Below are 3,096 nucleotides of genomic sequence, written 5' to 3'. Positions count from 1 at the left end.
ACCGCGTGACGCAGGTTCGCGGGAATAGCATCGACGACCAGCTTGCGCGCGTTGAACAACGCGAGGACCGCGAAGATCACGCCGGCCCAGAAGACGCAGCCAAGCGCCGTCTGCCACGGCATCTTGCCGCCGTGGACCATCACGAACGCAAACAGCGCGTTCATGCCCATGCCGGGCGCCACCAGCACGGGGTTGCGCGCGTACAAACCCATCGCGCAACTGCCGAGGAAACTCACGATCACGGTCGCCGTCAGCGCCGCGGGAAACGGCACGCCCGCCTGCGACAAGATCCCTGGATTGACGACGATGATGTACATCGCCGTGAGAAAGGTCGTGATGCCCGCGACGACTTCCGTTTTCGTGCGCGAACCCGCGGCGCGAATGCCGAAGAAACGCTCGAGCGTGGTGCTGTCCTGAGTAATCGATGCCATGACGTTCCCGCGCGTCAGGCCGCTGCGTGCCAGTAGGCATCGAGCTTGGCGACCATGGCGTTGCGTTCTGCATCCGTCACGAACGAGGCTTCCAGGCTGTTCTTGAGCAGCGTGTAGACCTCGGCATCGGTGAGATTCAGGGCTTCCTGGATCGCGAAGTAATTGGCGTTCACGTAACCGCCGAAGTACGCCGGATCGTCCGAATTGATCATCACGGCCACGCCCTGGTCGAGCAGCGCCTTGAGCGTGTGCTTGGTCATGTCGTCGAAGACGCGCAGCTTCAGGTTCGACAACGGGCAGACGGTCAGCGCAATGCGGGCATCGGCAAGACGCGCGACCAACGCCGGGTCTTCCATGCTGCGCACGCCGTGATCGACACGATCGACCTTCAGCAGATCGAGCGCTTCGTACACGTACGCGGGCGGTCCTTCTTCGCCTGCATGCGCCACGAGTTTCAGGCCTTTATCGCGCGCCTTTGCGAACACGCGCTCGAACTTCGACGGCGGATGTCCACGCTCCGACGAATCCAGCCCGACACCAATCAGCCGATGCTTGTATTGATCGAACAGGGGCAGGGCTTCATTGAATGTCTTGAGCGCGTCTTCTTCCGGCAAATGCCGCAGGAAACACAGGATCACCTTGCTCGTCAGGCCGCGCTTCTCGCCTTCGGCCAACGCGCTTTCAATACCCGCCATTGCCGTCGCAATCGACACACCGCGCTCGGTGTGCGTCTGGGGATCGAAGAAAATTTCGGTGTGCGTGACATGGTCGGCAAGCGCGCGTTCGACGTACGCCATGGTCATGTCGTGAAAATCGCGTTCGTGCAGCAGCACGCTCGCGCCGGCGTAATAAATATCCAGGAACGATTGCAGGTCGGTGAATGCGTAAGCCGCGCGCAATGCATCGATGGAATCGTACGCGAGCGTCACGCCGTTGCGCTTTGCCAGCTCAAAAATCAGTTCGGGTTCGAGCGAACCTTCAATATGAATATGGAGCTCGGCTTTGGGCGCGCGGGCGATCTTTTCGGCGAGAGTGGCAGTCATGTTGTTGTGCTTAAAAAAGGTCTTGATCACGCGGTTTGCGGATGCTGCGCGGAATTGTAGCCGTGCGCGGCGTGTTCTTCGACCTTCTGCAACAACTGGGCTGCAACGGAGACTGCGATCATTTCCGGGGCTTTATCGACGATGCCGGGTACGCCGATGGGGCAGGTCATGCGGTCAATCCGCATGGGTTCGACACCGCGCGCCGCCAGACGCCGCTCGAACTGGACCTTCTTCGTGTGCGAACCGATCATGCCGAAAAACGCGAAATCCCCACGGCGGAGAATGCGTTCGGCGAGCGCGAGATCGAGCGCGTGGTTATGCGTCATTACCAGGAAATAGCTGTTGGCCCTGGCTTCGTCCACGGCGGATTCGGGCGTGCCGCTGGCGTCCATGGTGACGTTGTCAGGGAGATGATCCGGGGGCGGGAAGGTTTCATCGCGTTCATCGACCCAGACGACCCGGCACGGCAGATTGGCCAGCACCCTGACGATCGCCGCGCCCACGTGTCCCGCGCCGAACAACACCACGGAAAACTCGCGCAACGTGATGGTTTCGGTGAGCAATGCGCCGCTTTCGTCGAAGCCTGAGCCGTCCCAGAGCAGGCAGTCCTGCGTGTTCGTACCCGGCTCTGGATCGGACAGCATCACGGCTTCAGGGAAGGGACCGAAGCCGACGCTGCGCACGGTGGGATGGCCCTGCGTCAAGCGTTTGTTGAGCGACGTCACCCATGCCAGATCGCCGATATCCAGCCGCTCGAACGCCAGCACGACCGCGCCCCCGCAACACTGGCCGAGACTTGGACCGAGCGCAAAACGTTCGAGACGCCGCATGTGCGGACTGCGCGCGCCGTCTTTCAGCACTTGCCGCGCGGTTTCGATCGCTTTCCATTCGAGATGCCCGCCGCCGATGGTATGACGCGTGTCGTCGCGGGTAACGAGCATCTTCGTTCCCGGCTCGCGCGGCGCCGAACCCTGCACGCGCGCGACCGTCACCAGCACGACGGCGTCGCCGTGCGCGAGAAGGTGTTGCAGGTCGTGCAGCCAGGCTTGCATGGTGTGCGCTCCTAGTTGACCGTCGCCGGCTGCGTGACGTCTGCTACTGCTTCGACTACTTGCTTCGATGCTTGCGCGTCCAAAGCGTTCAGTATCGATTCAGGTGTGGCGGGGGCGCGCAAAACGGGGGCATCGATGGAATCGGGTGCAGTCGACGCGATGGCCGCGCGAATCGCGAGCAACACCGAAAACCCGAGCAGCAGCGGCGGCTCGCCTACGGCCTTTGAACGGAACACGGTCGGCTCGACGTTCTGGTTCTCGAAGAGCTTCACGTTCATCGCGGCAGGAATATCGCTCACCGATGGAATCTTGTAAGTGGATGGCGCGTGTGTCATCAGGCGGCCATCGCGGTTCCACCAGAGTTCTTCGGTCGTGAGCCAGCCCATGCCTTGCACGAAGCCGCCCTCCACCTGACCGATATCGAGCGATGGGTTGATCGACTGGCCCGCGTCGTGGAGGATATCGGCGCGTAGCAAACGCCATTCGCCGGTCAGCGTGTCCACGACCACTTCCGAAATCGCCGCGCCGTACGCGAAATAGTAAAACGGCTGGCCGGTCAGCGTTTTTGAA

General features: G+C 61.8%; 4 protein-coding genes. All 4 read right to left on the bottom strand.

The features are described from left to right. A partial coding sequence (locus ACFFAR_RS29300; RefSeq protein ID WP_375509020.1) for a solute carrier family 23 protein occupies window positions 1-431 on the bottom strand: 431 nt, incomplete at its 3' end. Window positions 432-445: 14 nt separating this feature from the next. Beyond that, entirely contained in the window at window positions 446-1,474 is a 1,029-nt protein-coding gene (locus ACFFAR_RS29295) for an adenosine deaminase (RefSeq protein ID WP_062170506.1), read from the bottom strand. Window positions 1,475-1,500: 26 nt separating this feature from the next. Beyond that, window positions 1,501-2,526 carry a xanthine dehydrogenase accessory protein XdhC gene (gene xdhC / locus ACFFAR_RS29290; protein WP_174363648.1) on the bottom strand — a complete coding sequence of 342 codons (1,026 nt, stop codon included), beginning with the start codon at window positions 2,524-2,526 and terminating at the stop codon, window positions 1,501-1,503. An 11-nt stretch (window positions 2,527-2,537) separates the two neighbouring features. Then, window positions 2,538-3,096: molybdopterin cofactor-binding domain-containing protein (locus ACFFAR_RS29285; RefSeq protein ID WP_375509019.1), on the bottom strand; the 559-nt coding region annotated here is incomplete at its 5' end.

This window comes from uncultured Caballeronia sp. (assembly GCF_964243625.1).
Lineage (GTDB): Bacteria > Pseudomonadota > Gammaproteobacteria > Burkholderiales > Burkholderiaceae > Caballeronia.
This window is presented reverse-complemented; position numbering and strand designations above follow the sequence as displayed.

What these genes read in the sequence shown, in the direction of transcription:
- ACFFAR_RS29295 (WP_062170506.1), bottom strand. Translation starts at nt 1,474, where the DNA reads ATGACTGCCACTCTCGCCGAAAAGATCGCCCGCGCGCCCAAAGCCGAG.
- xdhC (WP_174363648.1), bottom strand. Translation starts at nt 2,526, where the DNA reads ATGCAAGCCTGGCTGCACGACCTGCAACACCTTCTCGCGCACGGCGAC.